We start from the raw sequence: 18,034 nt of genomic DNA on the forward strand, positions 1-18,034 counted from the left end.
TAATATCTGGTTGAGGCTTTGTCCAATTTAGTTAATGTCATTATTTGCCTTTTTCCGTAAGGATTTCTTTTCATTCTTCTGTTGATACATTTTTTTGTCTGCTTCAACCAGGCATTCCTCAACAGTTGTATTTTCATTGGGAGCTATCAGACTCCATCCATAGCTTACATTTACATTAAATTTATTATTTTTTCTTTTATTAAAATTTTCTAATCTTTTATTAAACCTTTTTATAAAACGATTTGCCTTTTTTTCATCATATCCTATACCGATAACTACAAATTCATCTCCACCAAAACGTACACAAATCTCATCATCATCTGATGCCCACAACATAGCATCAGCAACAGCCTTTAAGGCTATATCTCCTCCTGCATGGCCATAATTATCATTAATCATCTTCAGTTTGTCTAAATCAGCAGTTAGAATCATTAGTTTAACATTTTTTTCTACGGCCTGTTTTAAATAATTATCTCCCAGATTCTCAAGGCCCCTTCTGTTATAAAGACCGGTTAATTCATCCCTAAGATACATATCCTCCAATTTAAAAATAAGCCGATTTAATTCATTATGTATTCTAACATTTTCTAAAGCATTGCTGACATTAATCATCCATGCTTGAAATGTGTTCATATAAGTTTGTATCTTTTCAAAGGCAATTGCTATATAGCCAAAGTCTATTGATTGATGATGTAAAATAGCAAAATAATATATTAATGGCTTATCGTCAACAAATTGGGGTGGAATCAGGTTTCTTCTTGGAAAGCGTATTTTTCCATAACCTTTGCGATTTTTTATACCCACCTCCATAATCATTTCATCATCAGGACTATAGCTAAGTTTTCCTTCTTCACCAATGTTTTGCCAGTCTGTATACAAACACATATAAAAATCAGTAAAACCTGTGTTCTCGTATACATAATAAAATAACCTTTCATTTACTTCATCTAATTTTGTTATGCCAGCCAGGTCTGCTGACATATAGGCATTTCTAGACACTTCTCGAAGTAAAGTTTCCGTTTTGTGAAAGTAACGCTTATTCAGTTCTCTTTTTTCATTTTTACTATTATTTTTACAACCGCAAGATTCCCTAATAATGGTTTTTGTCTTTACATAGGTGTTTTTCTTTTCTTCTTCCCCTCTGTTGATACGATTAATTTTATCAACAGCCTCCATCCCCATCTGGACAATAGGAATTTGAACTGTAGTCAGAGAGGGACTATATTCAGCAGCATCGTCCACATCATCACAGCCTGATATAGCCATATCTTTTGGAATGGTAATTCCTCTTTCTTCTAATGCACTTGCTACAGTGATTGCCATAAAATCATTGGCACAAATAATTGCCTGTGGTAAAGGAAGAGAAGAACTTAACCATTTTTCAACTGCATATTCACCTTTTTTCTTCCAAAAGTCACCATAATAAATTCTTTCTTCCTCTATAGGTATTTTATATTCTGATAATATCCTTTTATAACAATTTAATCTTTTTTCCGACTCGGGATTATCTCTGGCCCCTGCTAAAAAATTAAGTTTTGTAAATCCATGTTCTTCTATAAAATGTCTTATAATTTCCTCTAATATATTATCATCGTCAACCAAAACATTATAATACTCGTCAATTTTTCTTCTTATACTAACTACAGGGCAATTACTTCTTGTTCTGATATTATCTCTAATTTTCTCCTCTAAGCCATATACATGCATAGTATCAGGAACTATTATTATACCATCCAAATCCTCATAATGGGGTAAATCCGCTATTTTTCGTTCTCCTTGATCATACTTATGTTCACCATAACCTCCAAAATTGGTAAAAAAAGCAACATTATAATTTAGTGCCTGAGCACGGATTGATATCCCCCTACACAGGCCCTCTTGAAATTCCCCATTAACTTGTGAAATAAAAACGCCTATTGTTTTTCTTCCGTTGAAAAACACTTGTCATTCTCCTTATAACCTAAGGTATGTAATAGCTAGTTAAAAAGTACTAAAAATTACTTGTTTATCTTAATATATAACATCTATTCATAAAAAACAACAAATTAATTAACAATTAACTGTTAGTTAACATTTTTGTAAACTTCATGGCCCTTTATTATGTGAATTAAAAAGAATTATTAGGAAATCCTAATATTGCAAACAAATCTTTTTATCGGAGGGTCAAAATGAATAGGAATCCTAAGTTATCATCAGACATAAATCAAAATAAGAGTATAATAAAAAATTATCTGCCAATTAAAAAAAGCTTTGATCTTATAGGGAGAGAACTTATCATAGGGCAAAGCATAGACGCATATCTGCTTTTTATCGATGGCTTTGCGAAGGATGATATTATGCTTTGGATTCTAGACATTTTACAGTCCCTGCCCGAAAATAAAATTTCCAATGATATAATAGAAACTTTAATAAAAAAGAGAATCGGTTATATAGAAGTAGAACGATTTACAGATTTTGAGCAAATGAGTACCATGGTTTTATCCGGAGCCCTTGCTCTTATAGTAGACGGAGTAGATGAGGGCATTTTAATTGATGCTAGGGAATATCCTGTTCGCAGTCCCCAGGAGCCGGAGCTAGAGAAAGTTAGCAGAGGTTCTAGGGATGGATTAGTAGAAACAATTATATTTAACACTGCCCTAATAAGAAGAAGGCTTAGGGACCCAAACCTTATCTTTGAAATTACATCAGTGGGAAAACGATCAAAAACAGATGTGGTCATTGCCTACTTAGATGATTTGGTTGATAAACAACTTCTAAAGGAGGTTCAAGATAAAATAAATAAGATAGATGTGGGAGCCCTTGTAATGGCAGAAAAGACCCTAGAAGAATTATTAATAAAAAAACATTGGTATAATCCCCTGCCACAAGTAAAATTTACAGAACGCCCTGACGTAGTGGCAGCCCACTTACTAGAAGGCCATATTGCCATTATAGTAGATACCTCTCCAAGTATTATGCTCCTTCCCGTTACCATGTTTCATTTTACTCAACATGCTGAGGACTATTATCAGAATATAATGGTAGGAACATATTATCGCTGGATACGATTTTTAGGAATGCTTTCAGCTTTTCTCCTTCCACCCCTATGGCTATTATTAGTTGAAAATAAAGAGTTATTACCCAATTTCCTGCAATTTATAGGACCTAAGGATGAGTTTACCATTCCTTTAACAATCCAACTTTTATTATTGGAATTCGGCCTAGATATTCTTAGAATATCTTCAATTCATACACCCAGTGCCCTAAATACTTCCTTAGGTATTATCGGCGGTTTAATACTAAGTGATTTGGCTGTTAAAGTCGGTATTTTTGTCCCGGAAACAGTTTTGTATATGGCCATAGCCGGTATCGGTACCTTTGCTACACCCAGCTTAGAATTTGCTTTGGCTATACGTATATTTAGGCTCTTTTTGTTAATAATGACAGGTCTTATTGGCATATGGGGCTTTGTCGGGGCTCTTATTATAATATTTATTATAATTTGCAGCTGTAGGTCCTTTAAGTATGGCAAAGCTTATACTTGGCCATTAATACCCCTTAAACTAAAGCCCCTATCTCATATCTTATTTCGTATGCCCATACCTAAAATCAACCATGATTCAAATAAGAAAAATTCTTAAGATATTTTTTCAAGCAGCATGTTATATGCCTGCTCCGAATTATCAATAGATAAAACAGTCTCTTCCATAGGACACATTCCGCTTTTATTTCGATTCATGATAAAAGGTACTTTTTTTTCATATTCATATGGTATCTGATATTTATCAAGCACTTTAATAGCATGCTCACTAATTAGCCGGGCATAAATGCTTCCTACTTTTCCATATATTAGAAGTAGTGCTGCGGCCTTACCTATTACAAGATCTGCTACATCTGCCTCCTGAAAAAACAAAGGATTTTCTTTAAGCTTGGTTATAATAGGTAAAATACCTTTAAGATTTGATTCATAAACCTGGTTACCCTTTACAGCTACGCAGGTGTTATTTGAATTGTTTAAAAGTTTCTTAGCATAATATATTGACATGTTAATCTCCCTATTAAGTATGTATTTTAAGCAAAAATTTAAGTCTGTTTTTAAATTCTCTGGAAGCTTTTATACCTGCTTCCCTGAAAAGTAAGTCTTCCCATATCCCCTTCTACAAGCATTCCATATTCTCTACTGGGCACAACAAACTCCATCCTATCTCCACTTTCCACCTGAAAGGTAACATAATAAGTGCTAGAAGAAGTATAATGTTGCTGCATACCACCTTCACCATAATGATGAATATGATCTGATACAGCCATTCTCTTTGTTACAACCTTAGCCTCCACAGTAAGTATAGGAGAATGGTTATTTTTATTCCACTGACCTATACCTCTTATTATGGTTACAAAAATAATTCCAAATACTAATATGAAGCCTAAAGAAAACATATATGGAAATATTCTAAAGAAGAACACCATATTATCACCTTCTATTTAAATTAATCTATAATTAAATATAATTATTAACGGAATGTACATGTTTGTCAACAAAACATTTTTCCTTATATAAATATCCCTATATTTATTTTTGTAAATAATCAACTATAAATACATATATTAATTATATAATGATTTTTGAGGTTTATTATGATTATACATGTTGTAAAGCCCGGGGAAACCATACAATCAATAGCCAAGTTTTATGGGGTTTCAGAAAATGATTTAATACAAAATAATGGACTAGACTTTCCTGAGAATTTAGTTGTAGGCCAGTGTATTGTTATCACCTATCCTGAAATTATATATACCGTTAAAGAAGGGGACAGCTTATATGGTATTACTAATTCTTTCAATGTTTCTGTAATGCAATTATTGCAAAACAATCCATATCTGGCCGATAGAAAATACCTTTATCCCGGAGATAAATTAGTAATAAGCTTTAAAAAGAAAGGTTCACTTACTACTCATGGTATTGTTATTCCATTTGTTACTGATGCCACCCTTAAAAGAACCTTGCCCTACCTAACTTATATTTCTGTTATTAATTATACCGTAACTGATCAAGGTGACTTAATTTCATATTATGATGATACTGAATTTATTAAAACAGCAAAAAATTACAATGTTATTCCACTTATGTTTATAACCACTTTAACTCTTCAGGGAAAAGATAATATAGAAACAGTATATAAGCTATTGCTAAATGAAGAAAGTCAGGATAGGCTTATTGAAAATATTCTTACAACTCTTAAAAACAAAGGCTATTATGGTATTAACTTTAGTTTCGAATTAGTTAACCCTGAAAATCTACCTTATATAGAAAATGCCTGTAAAAAAATCGTAAATGCATTAAAAAATGAAGGTTATTTAGCTTTTGCCACTATTAATCCTCATATAATCCAGACCGGAAAAGATATAGATTTTTTAAAAATTGATTATTCTCATATGGGTGAAGTACCGGATAGTCTTATATTTACCAGCTACGAATGGGCAATAAATCCTAATCCACCGTCACCTATAAGTTCTGTATATGGTATGGAGACTTTTTTAAATTATATTAAAGGATCTATCCCCTCTACTAAGATAAGTATAGGTTTGGCCACCATAGGATATAATTGGGAACTTCCTTATCGTGCCGGTATTTCTAGGGTTTACTCCCTGACTTATGATAGTGCCGTTGCCCTGGCACGAAATGAAAATATAGCAATTCAGTTTGATGAAATATCTCAGACACCGTTTTTTCTTTATACTTCTAAAGATGGTCAATTACAGACAGAACATATTGTATGGTTTATTGATGCTAGGAGTATTAGTGCTTTATTAAATCTTGTTTTTGATTATAGCTTATATGGAATAAGCGTTTGGAATATAACTGTCTTTAATGCTCAATTATGGCTAATAATTAATTCACAGTATGATATCATTAAGTTTAATAATATTTTATAAATTTTAAATTAAATTTATATTTTATAAAACAAAAAAGCCCCAACCCACAGCTCTTACGTCTGCAAATTAGGACCTTTAGACTGCACCTCCAGGGACTCGAACCCTGGACACCCTGATTAAGAGTCAGGTGCTCTACCAACTGAGCTAGAGGTGCATATTTTTTAAACGCAAGTGTTATTATAAGCCATGATTAGAATTTTTGCAAGTACTTTTTTTATTTTTTTATAATAAATTTTAATCAATATTTTATACGGAAAATTAGGACAGGATTTTCCATATTATCCTGTCCTAATTTTTAATTTAAAATATTATTTATGTGCGTCAAGTTTTTCTTTTAATGCACTCTTTGACACAACTCCCACTAAGTTATCTACTACTTCCCCATTCTTAATAATTATCATAGTGGGAATTGACATTACACGATACTGTCTTGTTGTCTCAGGATTATCATCTGTATTTAATTTGCCGATTTTAACAGTATCTTTATATTCTTCTGCCAGTTCATCTATGATAGGAGACATCATCTTACATGGTCCACACCAATCTGCATAGAAATCTACTAAAACCAGCTTGTCCGCTTCTAAAGCTTCTTTTTGAAAGTTTGCATCTGTAAATTTAAAAGTCATCTTTTCCTCCATTCTAATTGGAATTGTAATACAAAGTTATTGTATAGTATTCCATCATGTAAAGAATATTATGTGACTTAATATTATGGGATAATATACAAAAAGTCAACTTTTTATATATAATTCTACTTTTTTTTCTTTTTTACTGCTCCGTTTAACATGGCTTCTACTTCATCCCAAGATCGTTTAAGCTGCATGACTTTTTTATTTAGTTTATAATTGCTACCTGTTATTTTAGCTATTTTATACTTCAATTTTTTCTTCATAATACTTAATAATCCCTATTCTTTATTATCATAATATGCTTATTATGATAAAATGATGCAAATTATTACTTATATATTTTCATCATATGGATAGGTTTTCCTTCCGAAACAAACCTTTCTTCATATTCTGTCATAATATTATCTTTTACAAATTCACTGTTATGAAGATCATAGGTGATACTTTCAATCTTCCAACCTGCCGCCTCTGCTTCTTCTAAAGAAAAATCAAATAACATAAGATTATCTGTTTTAAATATCACTTGTCCACCCTTTTTTAGACATTGTTCATACTTAGCTAAAAACTGCCTTGAAGTTAAGCGTCTCTTTGCATGACGGTCTTTAGGCCATGGATCAGAAAAATTCAAATAAATTCGGGATATTTCATTTTCTGCAAAAACACTTGTTATATACTGGGCATCATAGCGTATAAAATACAGGTTACTAAGCTCTACTTCTCTTCTTTTTTCCAATGCCCTATATAGGACACTGGAGTATTTTTCAATTCCTATATAATTAATATTAGGATTTAAAGATGCTATATTTGTAAGAAATTGACCTTTTCCTGAGCCTATCTCAAGATGTATAGGATTATCACCTTCAAATAAACTTTTCCAGTTACCCTTTAATTTTTCCGGTTCATTAATTACATACTTATCATTAGCTATAGCTTCCCTAGCTCCTTTTATATTTCTTAACCTCATACTTATGCTCCTATCTTTTATATGCTTTATCAGACTGCTTTGATTATAAATACAAATATATAATACGTCAATCATTGCTTCTATTTCTTATAAATTAATTAATTTATAAGTTAGTTAGACTATTTTAAAAAGAATTATTTTATAGTATACTTGTAGCGGTAGACATTAATGAAAGGAGATTATACATGAAAGTTATTGCGTTAAACGGAAGTCCCAGGCCTTCTGGCAATACATATCAGGCTTTAAAAATAGTATGTGACGAACTTGAAAATGAAAAAATAGATACAAAAATTTTACAAATAGGTAAAATGAATGTTAAAGGCTGTATTTGTTGTGGCCGATGTAATGAGGGATATTGTATCCATAATGATGATATAATAACAAGTATGGTAAATGAAATATATGAAGCTGATGGAATCCTGCTTGCTAGCCCGGTATATTATTGTGGCATTTCCGGTTCCATGAAGTGCTTTTTAGATAGATTGTTTTATGCAAGCCACGGAAAAATGCGTCATAAAATAGGAGCATCCCTAACAGTTTGTAGACGTAGCGGAGGTATTCCTACTTTTGATCAGCTTAATAATTACTTTTTTATTTCTGAAATGCTGGTTGTTTCATCCTACTATTGGAATGTGATTCATGGTGCTAAACCGGGTGAAATTTTAGAAGACCTTGAGGGAGTATCCATCTTAAAAAATTTAGGGAAAAATATGAGCTGGGTTATTAAAATGAAAGAAGAAACAAAGAACATTCTACCTTCACCTACGGCTTATCCTAGGTCTTGGATGAATTTTATCAGATAAGGCATTTACTTTTAAGGCTAATTAATTACGGAGGTTTATATGAAGAAGCTAATCCTATCTATTTTATGCATTATCTGTATAAGCTTTTCATGTTTTTCTGTTTCTGTTTCTGCCGATGAAAAAACAAAGCCCTGGCCTAAAGGCCCCAGTGTATTTGCAGAAGCAGCTATAGTTATGGAGGCTTCAACAGGATTAATTTTGTATGAAAAAAACATTAATAATGTATATTATCCGGCTAGCATCACTAAGATTTTATCCTCTTTGTTAATTATTGAAAACTCATCTCCCGGGGAAGTAGTAACCTTCTCCCATGATGCTGTATTTAAAGTGGATCTAGACAGCAGCCGTATAGGAATTGATGTAGGCGAGCAGCTGACTATTCAACAATGTTTATATGGCATATTACTAGAATCTGCAAATGAAGTTACCTATGCCGCAGCAGAACACGTTGCCGGAAGTATAAGTACCTTTGTAGAAATGATGAATGAAAGAGCAAAAAGCATAGGTTGCTTAAATACAAATTTTACAAATCCCCATGGTCTTCCTGATGATAATCATTATACAACAGCATATGATATGGCTTTAATTACAAGGGAAGCTATGAAAAATGAAACATTTAGAAAAATTACTTCAACAAGGACATATCAGATTCCTCCTACTAATAAGCAGAAGGAAACAAGATACCTTAGAAATCATCACAAGTTTATAGTAAAAAATGATCATAAATTTAATTACGAGGGGACTATTGGAGGAAAAACCGGTTACACAAATAAGGCTAGATTTACCCTTGTTACTGTTGCAAAAAGGGGTGATTTGGAGCTTATATGTGTAGTATTAAAGGATGATACCAATAACCATCAATATGAAGACACCACCAAGTTACTGGATTTTGGATTTGATAATTTTTCAATTTATTCGATTAATGAATTAGAAAATCATGAAACCTTAAAAGAATCCCCCTTCTTTACCAGATATAATTCCATCTTGGATTACTCTAATTCATTGGTTAAAACCGATAAAAAGGGATACCTCATTCTACCTAACACAGCTTCTTTTGAGGATGCAAAAAAAGAGGTCACCTTTCATCCTGATATTCAATTAAAAGAAGGTCGTAATATTATCGGAAGAATTTCTTATACTTATGACGGAATGTATGTAGGTGGTGCTGATATTTTATTTGATAATATAAAGACTCCTACTTTAGCTCATACTAGTCTTTTAATTAATGAACCGGCTCAACCTTCATCTGATAATGAGCCCACATTAGAAACATCAGAAGGAAGTTTACGGCCTATTATTATAGGGGTAATTGTTGGTTTATTTGTTTTAATTGTGGGACTATATTTTATCTTTGTTGAAAGGCCTCGGATTAAACGGCGCAGGGCTTATTTAAGAAAACGTGCCAATCGTAGAAGATATTATTCAAATGATTCTTATCTAGATTTATAATATAGGAAAAGACGAATGGGATTCATAGTTATATAAATTCCTATTCGTCTTTTTCCTTTTCATTACTATTTAAGATTTCCTTCTGAAGTAAAATGAGTTGATCCATTTTTTTAGATAATTCCGTCATTTCTTCTTGCATTTTTAACTGACTTTTTTTAATTGCTGTATAAGTTGCTTTTTGAAGGTTTATAATCTCTCTATATCTAGCATCTTCCTTCTTAGCCTCTTCCTCCTTGCTTATCTCCCATAAATACCTGAATTTATTAATATTACTTGCCCTATACTCCCAAATTGACTCTAACCACAGATAGCCTGTAAGTATAACCACAATCCCTATTCCCACTATACTAAATATATGGGGATCTCCTACATTAAGAAGATAAGCCTCTCCAAGTATAGCTATAATAAAGCTTAAACCATATAAGATAACACTGCGTTTTTCTTTCATTATGCACTCCATTATTGTGTTTTAGAATTACTATATACTTAATATATCGTCAAAATTAGAAAATATATTAATTTAGGGGGATTCTTATAGTGAACTTAGAACCTCTTCCCAGTTCACTTTCTAGCTTTATAGATCCGTTATAGTAATTAACTATATGCTTTACAATAGATAATCCAAGTCCTGTTCCACCTATTTTTTTACTTCTACCTTTATCTACCCTGTAAAACCTTTCGAATACCCTGGCTTTTGATTCCTCAGGTATGCCAACACCGGTATCTTCCACAATAAATATAGCATCATTGCCCTCTTTGCTTACAGTAATATTAACTTTACCCCCTGGTTTGTTGTACTTTATGGCATTTACTATTAAATTATTAAAAAGTTCTTTTATCTGTCCCTCGTTAGCTTTTAAAATAATAGGCTTGCAGTTAATATCTATGGAAATATTATTCTCTGATGCTAAGGGCTTTAAAGAAGCAATAAGGTCATTTACTATAGGACATATTCTTACCTCTGAAATAATAACCTCAGCTTCCTTAGTTTCTAAACGTGATATCATTAAAATATCATTTATTAAATTGGCCATGTTTTGGGATTCCTTTTTGATTCTAGCCATAAACTCTTTTTTCATCTTCTCATCAGTTGCCATGCCATTTTCCAATAGTTCAATATATCCTCTTATAGAAGTAATAGGAGTTTTTAATTCATGGGATACATTTGCAAAAAACTCTTGACGAACCATTTTTTCAAATTCAATTTTCTTCATAGATTCCCTTATAGCATCTGCCATTTGCTTAGTGGTATTAGCAATCAGATTTAACTCATAATATTCATAATTCCTAAAAGAGAGGTTTGAATTATCTTCATTAATTTTTAATAACTCTTCTGAAATTTCATAGAGAGGCTTAGTTATAGAACGGGAGAATCGATTTCCTAATATAATTGAAACTATTAGGGATATACCTAAGCTTAGTAAAATTGCCGGAAGGAGATAAACCATATAGTTTATCAGACCGGAATATGGCATGGATATTCGAAGTATATAATTTCCTTGTCTTGAAAGATAAGATACATAAAGCATAGGTATACCTAAGGTATTAGATTTTCTTTTGGCATAACCTATTCCTGCTTTTAAAGCTTCCTGAATTTCTTCTCTATTTAAATGATTATCTATATTATTGTAATCACTAATATCACTATCAGCCACTACATTGCCCATAATATCCATCACAGTAATTCTTGATTTATTACGTTGATTTATCGCCAATAAATTATCTATTTGACTTTTTATATCTTCACTGTAATCAAGGGATTGATCTATAATCTGAAGTAAATCAATCATGTTCTCCCGGGTTTTTCCTAATAAAATATTACTTATAAGGGTACTGAAAATACTGCCGCTAAGTAAAAGCGCCAGTGATATTATAATTATAAAGTTTTTAAATATCGCTCGTTTCATATTTCACCAATTATTGATTTTTCATAAAACGATATCCTACGCCCCGTACAGTCTTTATATATTCAGCTCCGTAAGATCCTAATTTTTGCCTAAGGGTACGAATATGTATATCAAGTGTTCTAGATTCTACGTCATATTCATATCCCCAAATTTGATTTAGCATCTCATCCCTTGAAACAACCCTAGAACTGTTTTCAAGCAAATACAGTAAGACCTCATATTCTTTAAATGTCAAATCTATTGATTTTCCATCTATAAAAACTTCCCGTGTTAATAAATTTATAGTAAGTTTACCGGCTGTCATTTCCTTTTCATCTTCTTTATCTATTCTGCGTAGTAAGGATCTAATCCTTGCAGCCAATTCTAAAACTCCAAAAGGTTTAGTAATATAATCGTCTGCACCAACATCAAGTCCCGCCACCTTATCTAGTTCTTTATCTTTTGCCGTCAAACAAATAATAGGAATGTCTTTAAGGACAGGATCCTTACGAATAAGTTTTATAGCTGATAATCCGTCCATACCCGGAAGCATAATATCAAAAATAGCCAAATCAGGTTTTTCATTCTTCATATTTTCAATGGCTGCCTCTGCCGCCTCGTAAGCTTTTATATTATAGCCATAGCCCTCTAGTGCAATTCTAATAAGTTCACGGATGCTTTCATCGTCTTCTATAACATAAATATATCCCATATCAACCTCCAAATTGTAGGTCTACACATACGAAATTATAATATTCTTATATTATTAACAGAACCTGTCTCGCGAAATTCTGTCCATTCGCATATATTTACCGCATGGTCTCCTATACGCTCAAAATATTTAGCTATCATTAATATATCAACACATTGATCTACATGTTCCGTGGTTTCTCTCAATATATTTGCTACTTCAAGCTTAACCTTATCAAATAAGTCATCAACAATATCATCTCTTTTTATTATTTCCCTGGCCATATCTAAGTTCTTTCCTGTAAATGCCTCTACAGCATCAAGAACCATGGCCTTTGTTGCCTGACCCATATCAGGAATATATTTTACTAAATCATATATATGCTCTCTCTTTTCACGAATTATTAATTCAGCTATATCCGCCGCATGATCTCCTATACGTTCCATATCTGTCACAACCTTTAGGGCAGTAGTTACCATCCTTAAATCACCGGCAACCGGTTGCTGCTTCACAATCAAGGACAGGCATCTAGCTTCGATTGCCTTTTCTATATCATTAACTATTCTGTCTCCCTGTATAATTTCTTTTGCTAATTCTTCATCTTGAGTTTCAAAAGCAATCATAATATTTTCGATTGCCTTTTCTATTAATCTAGCCATTTCAAATAAATCTTTTTTTAACAATTTTAATTCAGCTTCAAAACTAATTCTTGCACTCATAGTATACTCCTTTATTTTAATTATAAATAAATATCAGTTAAAGTCAAACTACTTACTAGCCAAATCTACCGGTTATATAGTCTTCTGTCCTCTTATCTTGAGGTCTTGTAAATAAAGTATCGGTATTGGTAAATTCTATAACTTCACCTACAAGGAAAAAGGCTGTATAGTCAGAAATACGGGCTGCTTGCTGCATATTGTGGGTTACAATTACTACTGTATATTTTTCTTTAAGTTCTGACATTAAATCCTCTATCTTAAGGGTAGAAATGGGGTCTAATGCAGATGTAGGTTCATCCATTAATAGTACTTCCGGTTCTACTGCTAAAGCCCTTGCTATACAAAGCCTTTGCTGCTGACCTCCTGATAAACCTAAGGCAGATTTTTTTAGTCTATCCTTTACTTCATCAAACAGTGCCGCTCCTATAAGGCTTTTTTCAACTATTTCATCAAGCTTTGACTTATCCTTTATACCATGAATCCTAGGTCCATAGGCTATATTATCGTATATAGACATGGGAAAAGGATTCGGTTGTTGAAAAACCATACCAACCTTCTTACGAAGCAAGGTTGTATCTACCCTAGGGTCATATATATTCTCTCCATCTAAATTAACTTCTCCTCTAATTGATACTTCCGGTATTAAATCATTCATTCTATTTAATGTTCTAAGGAATGTGGATTTTCCACATCCGGAAGGACCTATAAATGCAGTAATTGCCTTCTCCTTAATATTTATATTAATGTCTTTTAAGGCATGATTTGTTCCATAATATAAATTTAAATTTTTTGTACTAATCTTATCTTTCAAGATACTATCCTCCATTTATCCACTGATATAAAGATTTTAACTATTTATCCACATTAAGCTTGTTAGACAGGTATTTAGTCAACAAATTTATTCCTAATACAATTATTAAGAGTACAAAAGCTATTCCAAAGGCCGTATCATACTTTGCCTTCTCCATACTTAAATATAACTCTATAGTAAGAGTTCCTCCGGGCTGAAATACTTTGTTAATCAAGCCTTCTCCATAGCTACCAAACTTAGGTAGCAAATATCCGCTTCCGGCAGTAAATAATAAGGCTGCTGATTCCCCTACTATTCTTCCGATAGACAAAATTATACCGGTTATAATGCCTGGCATAGCCGATGGAAGTAATATGGTCCTAATCATATACCATTTTGTTGCCCCTATGCCTAAGGCTCCGCTTCTGTAGCTTTCAGGAACTGCTTTAAGAGCTTCTTGTGTATTTCTTGTAATAAGGGGAAGTATTATTAAAGTCAGGGTTAAGGATCCGGTCAGTATAGAATAGCCTAATTTTAAACTTGTTCCGAAAAACACATATCCAAACAAACCAAAGACAATAGAAGGAATTCCCGATAAGGTTTCTGTAGTAAATTCAATTAGCCTCACCAACTTTCCGGGCTTGGCGTATTCATTTAGATATATAGCCGACCCCACACCAAAAGGTATGGCTATAGCTAGGGTAATAATAATTATATATAGGGTATTTACTATGTTTCCGGCAATTCCTACTGTTTTATTTATGGCACTGGGTTCTTTGGTTAAAAATTCCCAACTTACTGTAGAAATACCTCTATACCCCACATAAGCTACAATTCCTATTAAAAGAATAATTGATAATGAAGCACAAATATATATAATAAGGTGAATAAAGATATTCAAGGGTCTACTTTTTTTCTGATATAAACTATTATTTTGCATTTTTTACTCCCCCCTTCATTACCTTATTTAACACCAGATTTATAATAATAATAAAAGTAAATAAAATCAGTCCTATGGTAAATAAAACCCGTTTGTGAGTATCTGCGGCATAAGACATTTCTGATACTACTGCTGTTGTAAGAAAACGTACCGAATTAAAGGGAAGGGGAAAATTTGCACCGTTTCCGGCAACCAAGCTGATAGCCATGGCTTCTCCTATAGCTCGCCCTACACCAAGAACAATAGCAGTTACAATACCTGATTTTGCTGCCGGAAGTATAACCCTAAAAATTGTCTGAATCTTGGTTGCCCCCAATGCATATGATGCACTCTTATAATGTTTAGGAACGGCCCTTATAGCTGATTCACTAATATTAATAACCGTGGGCAATATCATAATAGCCAACACAATAACTGCCGACATTAGGTTAGATCCCCCTGTAAACTGATAATCTGGTGAATTAGCAAATAAAATTATCTCCAGCTTATACATTAGGGGATTTAATATCAAAATACCTAATAATCCATATACAACCGATGGTATTCCGGCCAGCAATTCCACTGCCGGCTTTACAATAGCAGCCAGTGGCTTTGGAGCCGTTTCTGCCAAAAAAATAGCAGTCATAACACCTATAGGAACTCCTATAAGTATTGCTAAAAATGTACCTACAATTGATGTTAAGATAACATATAATATACCGTATGAAGGTTCTAAACCACCGGGTCTCCATACTGTTCCAAATAATATTTCTTTTAAACCTACTTCAAAAATAGCCGGTGTTCCACTGATTATCATATATAAGCTAATTGAAAACACAGCAATAACAGCAATAAAACCACAGACAGTAAATATTATACTTGCTGCTTTTTCAACAGTCCTTTTTGATTTACTATTTCCATAGATAGAAAAATTTATCTTATTCATAAGAACTCCTTACTGTAGTAAAATTACTCTGCAGGTATTAGCCCTACACTTTCAATTAATTTTTTACCTTCCTCTGATGCTAAGAAACTAAAGAATTCCTGTATAATTTCATTTTGCTTAGATATTTCACCCTTAGTAGCCATTACAAAGGGACGGCTTAATAAGTAATTACCCCCTTTAATATTTTCTGCACTTGCTTCTACCCCTTCTATGGCAAGCACATTTACCGAGTCATCTATAATATCAATAGATACATATCCAATTGCTCCCGGTATAGATGAAACCTTAGCCATAACACCACCGGTACTGTTAATTTCATTTGAATACTTACATTTATCTTCAATCTCAAGAATTTCTTCAAAAGCTCCTCTGGTTCCGGAACCGGCTTCTCTTCCGATTACAACAATAGGTTGGTTTTTACCCCCTACTTCACTCCAATTGTTAATTACTCCGGTATAAATATCAATCAACTGTTTTTTTGATAAATTACTTACCCCGTTACTTTTATCCACAATAACAGCAATACCATCTATGGCCACAATATTTTCCACGGCTCCTGATGCTTTTTCACTGTCCTTAAGGCTTCTAGAGGCATTTCCTATATCAACTGCTCCTGTAAGTACCTGTTCGACACCGGCACTAGATCCTACAAACTCGGCAGATACTAAAACATTGGGGTACTTAATCATAAAGGCTTCTGATGCGATATTTGCCAGTTTCTCCATAGATGTAGAACCGGACATAGTTAAACTGCCTTTTAGAATTTCATTTTTAGAGTTATTATCTTGATTTTTACTATTTTCTTGCTTTATATCCTCATCTTCAGTGATGCTCTTATCATTATTATTGCTTGTGCATCCGGTTAAAATTCCCATAAGGCTAATTATAAAAATCACAGCCGTAAAAATTAATTTTTTCTTTAATATTTTTCTCATATTTTACTCTCCTTAAATTCATTTAATTTATTTAATGTATTTAATGTCAAGAATAAAATATCATGATTTAAATTTATTAGAAACCATATTCATGTTTAGATTGTGTAAAGATTAAGTAAAGTGAAGATTATATTTATTTTTATATAATTTAAAAATTTTATTTTTTATACTAAGTTGGTTTTTACACTGATGCTATATAAAACACCATTTACTTTCTTACTTTAATTTAGTAAAGTGTTTAAGCGAAAAAAAAACTGCCCACTAGCCTTACTTTACAGTTGCTAATGGAACAGTCACAAATTGCTAACGTGCCTAGCGGGATTCGAACCCACGACCTTCCGCTTAGGAGGCGGACGCTCTATCCTGCTGAGCTACAGGCACATATAGACAACATGTTTATTCTACTATTTCTTTAATTTTAAGTCAAGAACCTTAGTAATTTATTTTTCAATTTTTAAAAGTTTATTTTTCCTTGCATCCAAATATTTCCTTTGAATCTTCTTCCCGGTAAGGGCTCACCAAGAAGGTCTTCTTTATTAATACAAAGACGAAAGGTGATATCGTTACATATTAAGTCTAAATCATAAACTTCTTCCTTGGTATATGAATTAACAACTAATCTACTATCCACTATATTGGCTATAATACTGTAATTGTCTGATTCAGAACCAAAGGGAATAAAACAGGTATCCACTATGGAATAAATATCTTCTTTCTTGGCTCTACGTGATACCATGGCATAGGTATCAATATCATCTAAGGTAAGACTATCAATAGCATCTTGGTTACCTTTTTTTGCTTCTGCTATAAGATTACTTCTGTTTATTTTTTCGGCACTAAGGTTCTTTACCTGAATTTCATCCTTAACTATGGGTAATAATATTCTACCTTCTAAGGATAAAGCAGACAGTGTAATAGGAACATTTTGATGCAGGTCTTTTTTATTGTTATGTTTTTCCAAATACTCTGCAACATTTTGAAGGTAAAATATTAATGATACTCCTAAACGGTAGTCATCACACATTCCCGTATAAGCCTCTGTATCTACCCTTTTATTTATAGATACTTCCTCTTTCACATTGGATCCGTAACCATATAAAAATGGATAGTAATTATCTAAATGAAAGACATCATCTTGATCATATTCTCCCCTTAGAGTTATTCCAAAATCCGGACCGAATTTCATTGATAATTCAGTTAAGCTATTTTGATAGTTTATTTGTATTGTTTTTCTATCAGATGCATCATCTAAAACTAAATTTATTAATTTATTTAATTCTGATCTATTATTTATATTACTAAATCCAATTGATCTCAAATAACTGTGCATATACTCACCTACTTTTCATTAAAAAATATTTATATAATATAGTAATTTGTCATTAAAATA

At 32.5% G+C, this 18,034-nt stretch carries 19 protein-coding genes and 2 tRNA genes; 4 read left to right on the forward strand and 17 right to left on the reverse strand.

Translation table 11 applies throughout. The annotated features are described in order from the left end of the window. Positions 1–27: 27 nt before the first annotated feature. Positions 28–1,941 (reverse strand): substrate-binding and GGDEF domain-containing protein, encoded by a 1,914-nt coding sequence (locus SD1D_RS11895; RefSeq protein WP_058259113.1) that lies wholly within the window; start codon positions 1,939–1,941, stop codon positions 28–30. A 227-nt stretch (positions 1,942–2,168) separates the two neighbouring features. Between SD1D_RS11895 and SD1D_RS11900 the strand changes: the two genes are divergently transcribed. Further along, positions 2,169–3,620: a spore germination protein gene (locus SD1D_RS11900; protein ID WP_058259114.1), complete on the forward strand. Its 1,452-nt coding sequence runs from the start codon at positions 2,169–2,171 to the stop codon at positions 3,618–3,620. On the opposite strand, the gene SD1D_RS11905 is transcribed toward SD1D_RS11900, so the two are convergent. Both SD1D_RS11905 and SD1D_RS11910 read right to left on the reverse strand, forming a co-directional pair. Next, positions 3,617–4,024, reverse strand: a complete 408-nt coding sequence (locus SD1D_RS11905) for a DUF1893 domain-containing protein (protein WP_058259115.1) — start codon at positions 4,022–4,024, stop codon at positions 3,617–3,619. The two genes, SD1D_RS11900 and SD1D_RS11905, sit on opposite strands and share 4 nt — an antisense overlap. A 50-nt stretch (positions 4,025–4,074) precedes the next feature. Next, complete coding sequence (locus SD1D_RS11910) at positions 4,075–4,446, reverse strand: DUF2500 domain-containing protein (protein WP_058259116.1); 372 nt, start codon at positions 4,444–4,446, stop codon at positions 4,075–4,077. 168 nt (positions 4,447–4,614) lie between these two features. Here SD1D_RS11910 and SD1D_RS11915 point away from each other — a divergent pair, with 168 nt between their 5' ends. After that, complete coding sequence (locus tag SD1D_RS11915) at positions 4,615–5,913, forward strand: LysM peptidoglycan-binding domain-containing protein (RefSeq protein WP_058259117.1); 1,299 nt, start codon at positions 4,615–4,617, stop codon at positions 5,911–5,913. An 81-nt stretch (positions 5,914–5,994) separates the two neighbouring features. Here the strand turns inward: SD1D_RS11915 and SD1D_RS11920 are convergent. From SD1D_RS11920 to trmB, 4 genes are all read right to left on the reverse strand, one after another. Beyond that, positions 5,995–6,067, reverse strand: a tRNA-Lys gene (locus tag SD1D_RS11920). A gap of 154 nt (positions 6,068–6,221) precedes the next feature. After that, on the reverse strand, positions 6,222–6,539 hold the full coding sequence (gene trxA / locus SD1D_RS11925; protein WP_058259118.1) for a thioredoxin: 318 nt from the start codon (positions 6,537–6,539) through the stop codon (positions 6,222–6,224). Between the two features lie 125 nt (positions 6,540–6,664). Continuing rightward, a complete protein-coding gene (locus SD1D_RS12235; RefSeq protein WP_157893131.1) occupies positions 6,665–6,805 on the reverse strand; it encodes a hypothetical protein in 141 nt (46 codons plus the stop codon). Positions 6,806–6,870: 65 nt separating this feature from the next. Beyond that, entirely contained in the window at positions 6,871–7,506 is a 636-nt protein-coding gene (gene trmB / locus SD1D_RS11930; protein WP_058259119.1) for a tRNA (guanosine(46)-N7)-methyltransferase TrmB, read from the reverse strand. 185 nt (positions 7,507–7,691) lie between these two features. On the opposite strand from trmB, the gene SD1D_RS11935 reads away from it, so the two are divergent. Both SD1D_RS11935 and SD1D_RS11940 read left to right on the forward strand, forming a co-directional pair. Continuing rightward, the gene (locus SD1D_RS11935; RefSeq protein ID WP_058259120.1) at positions 7,692–8,309 is read left to right on the forward strand and encodes a flavodoxin family protein; all 618 of its coding nucleotides are present in this window, start codon (positions 7,692–7,694) and stop codon (positions 8,307–8,309) included. 39 nt (positions 8,310–8,348) lie between these two features. Beyond that, positions 8,349–9,758: a D-alanyl-D-alanine carboxypeptidase family protein gene (locus SD1D_RS11940; RefSeq protein WP_058259121.1), complete on the forward strand. Its 1,410-nt coding sequence runs from the start codon at positions 8,349–8,351 to the stop codon at positions 9,756–9,758. 40 nt (positions 9,759–9,798) lie between these two features. On the opposite strand, the gene SD1D_RS11945 is transcribed toward SD1D_RS11940, so the two are convergent. The 10 genes from SD1D_RS11945 to SD1D_RS11990 form a co-directional block, all read right to left on the reverse strand. After that, positions 9,799–10,206 carry a hypothetical protein gene (locus tag SD1D_RS11945; protein ID WP_058259122.1) on the reverse strand — a complete coding sequence of 136 codons (408 nt, stop codon included), beginning with the start codon at positions 10,204–10,206 and terminating at the stop codon, positions 9,799–9,801. Positions 10,207–10,273: 67 nt separating this feature from the next. Then, positions 10,274–11,665 carry a sensor histidine kinase gene (locus SD1D_RS11950; protein WP_058259123.1) on the reverse strand — a complete coding sequence of 464 codons (1,392 nt, stop codon included), beginning with the start codon at positions 11,663–11,665 and terminating at the stop codon, positions 10,274–10,276. A 10-nt stretch (positions 11,666–11,675) separates the two neighbouring features. After that, positions 11,676–12,356 carry a response regulator gene (locus SD1D_RS11955; RefSeq protein ID WP_058259124.1) on the reverse strand — a complete coding sequence of 227 codons (681 nt, stop codon included), beginning with the start codon at positions 12,354–12,356 and terminating at the stop codon, positions 11,676–11,678. A 35-nt stretch (positions 12,357–12,391) separates the two neighbouring features. Further along, on the reverse strand, positions 12,392–13,054 hold the full coding sequence (gene phoU / locus SD1D_RS11960) for a phosphate signaling complex protein PhoU (protein WP_058259125.1): 663 nt from the start codon (positions 13,052–13,054) through the stop codon (positions 12,392–12,394). Positions 13,055–13,109: 55 nt separating this feature from the next. Next, positions 13,110–13,880, reverse strand: coding sequence for a phosphate ABC transporter ATP-binding protein PstB (pstB, locus tag SD1D_RS11965; RefSeq protein WP_058259126.1), 771 nt, complete (start codon positions 13,878–13,880; stop codon positions 13,110–13,112). A gap of 25 nt (positions 13,881–13,905) precedes the next feature. Beyond that, positions 13,906–14,784 (reverse strand): phosphate ABC transporter permease PstA, encoded by an 879-nt coding sequence (gene pstA, locus SD1D_RS11970; RefSeq protein WP_058259127.1) that lies wholly within the window; start codon positions 14,782–14,784, stop codon positions 13,906–13,908. Further along, on the reverse strand, positions 14,774–15,709 hold the full coding sequence (pstC, locus tag SD1D_RS11975; RefSeq protein ID WP_058259128.1) for a phosphate ABC transporter permease subunit PstC: 936 nt from the start codon (positions 15,707–15,709) through the stop codon (positions 14,774–14,776). The genes pstA and pstC overlap by 11 nt, the downstream gene beginning before the upstream one ends. A gap of 23 nt (positions 15,710–15,732) precedes the next feature. Further along, positions 15,733–16,644 (reverse strand): phosphate ABC transporter substrate-binding protein, encoded by a 912-nt coding sequence (locus tag SD1D_RS11980; RefSeq protein WP_058259129.1) that lies wholly within the window; start codon positions 16,642–16,644, stop codon positions 15,733–15,735. A gap of 307 nt (positions 16,645–16,951) precedes the next feature. Then, a tRNA-Arg gene (locus SD1D_RS11985) sits at positions 16,952–17,025 on the reverse strand. A 73-nt stretch (positions 17,026–17,098) separates the two neighbouring features. Next, positions 17,099–17,974 (reverse strand): DUF3881 family protein, encoded by an 876-nt coding sequence (locus SD1D_RS11990; RefSeq protein ID WP_058259130.1) that lies wholly within the window; start codon positions 17,972–17,974, stop codon positions 17,099–17,101. Positions 17,975–18,034: the final 60 nt, after the last annotated feature.

Origin of the sequence: Herbinix luporum (assembly GCF_900070325.1) — a bacterium.
GTDB lineage: Bacteria > Bacillota > Clostridia > Lachnospirales > Lachnospiraceae > Mobilitalea > Mobilitalea luporum.

Bases quoted from the DNA above. Each gene is read 5' to 3' on its own strand.
- SD1D_RS11900 (WP_058259114.1), top strand. From the start codon at position 2,169: ATGAATAGGAATCCTAAGTTATCATCAGACATAAATCAAAATAAGAGT.
- SD1D_RS11905 (WP_058259115.1), bottom strand. From the start codon at position 4,024: ATGTCAATATATTATGCTAAGAAACTTTTAAACAATTCAAATAACACC.
- SD1D_RS11990 (WP_058259130.1), bottom strand. From the start codon at position 17,974: ATGCACAGTTATTTGAGATCAATTGGATTTAGTAATATAAATAATAGA.
- SD1D_RS11910 (WP_058259116.1), bottom strand. From the start codon at position 4,446: ATGGTGTTCTTCTTTAGAATATTTCCATATATGTTTTCTTTAGGCTTC.
- trxA (WP_058259118.1), bottom strand. From the start codon at position 6,539: ATGACTTTTAAATTTACAGATGCAAACTTTCAAAAAGAAGCTTTAGAA.
- SD1D_RS11950 (WP_058259123.1), bottom strand. From the start codon at position 11,665: ATGAAACGAGCGATATTTAAAAACTTTATAATTATAATATCACTGGCG.
- phoU (WP_058259125.1), bottom strand. From the start codon at position 13,054: ATGAGTGCAAGAATTAGTTTTGAAGCTGAATTAAAATTGTTAAAAAAA.
- SD1D_RS11940 (WP_058259121.1), top strand. From the start codon at position 8,349: ATGAAGAAGCTAATCCTATCTATTTTATGCATTATCTGTATAAGCTTT.
- SD1D_RS11980 (WP_058259129.1), bottom strand. From the start codon at position 16,644: ATGAGAAAAATATTAAAGAAAAAATTAATTTTTACGGCTGTGATTTTT.
- pstC (WP_058259128.1), bottom strand. From the start codon at position 15,709: ATGAATAAGATAAATTTTTCTATCTATGGAAATAGTAAATCAAAAAGG.
- SD1D_RS11935 (WP_058259120.1), top strand. From the start codon at position 7,692: ATGAAAGTTATTGCGTTAAACGGAAGTCCCAGGCCTTCTGGCAATACA.
- SD1D_RS11955 (WP_058259124.1), bottom strand. From the start codon at position 12,356: ATGGGATATATTTATGTTATAGAAGACGATGAAAGCATCCGTGAACTT.
- pstA (WP_058259127.1), bottom strand. From the start codon at position 14,784: ATGCAAAATAATAGTTTATATCAGAAAAAAAGTAGACCCTTGAATATC.
- SD1D_RS12235 (WP_157893131.1), bottom strand. From the start codon at position 6,805: ATGAAGAAAAAATTGAAGTATAAAATAGCTAAAATAACAGGTAGCAAT.
- SD1D_RS11945 (WP_058259122.1), bottom strand. From the start codon at position 10,206: ATGAAAGAAAAACGCAGTGTTATCTTATATGGTTTAAGCTTTATTATA.
- pstB (WP_058259126.1), bottom strand. From the start codon at position 13,880: ATGGAGGATAGTATCTTGAAAGATAAGATTAGTACAAAAAATTTAAAT.
- trmB (WP_058259119.1), bottom strand. From the start codon at position 7,506: ATGAGGTTAAGAAATATAAAAGGAGCTAGGGAAGCTATAGCTAATGAT.
- SD1D_RS11915 (WP_058259117.1), top strand. From the start codon at position 4,615: ATGATTATACATGTTGTAAAGCCCGGGGAAACCATACAATCAATAGCC.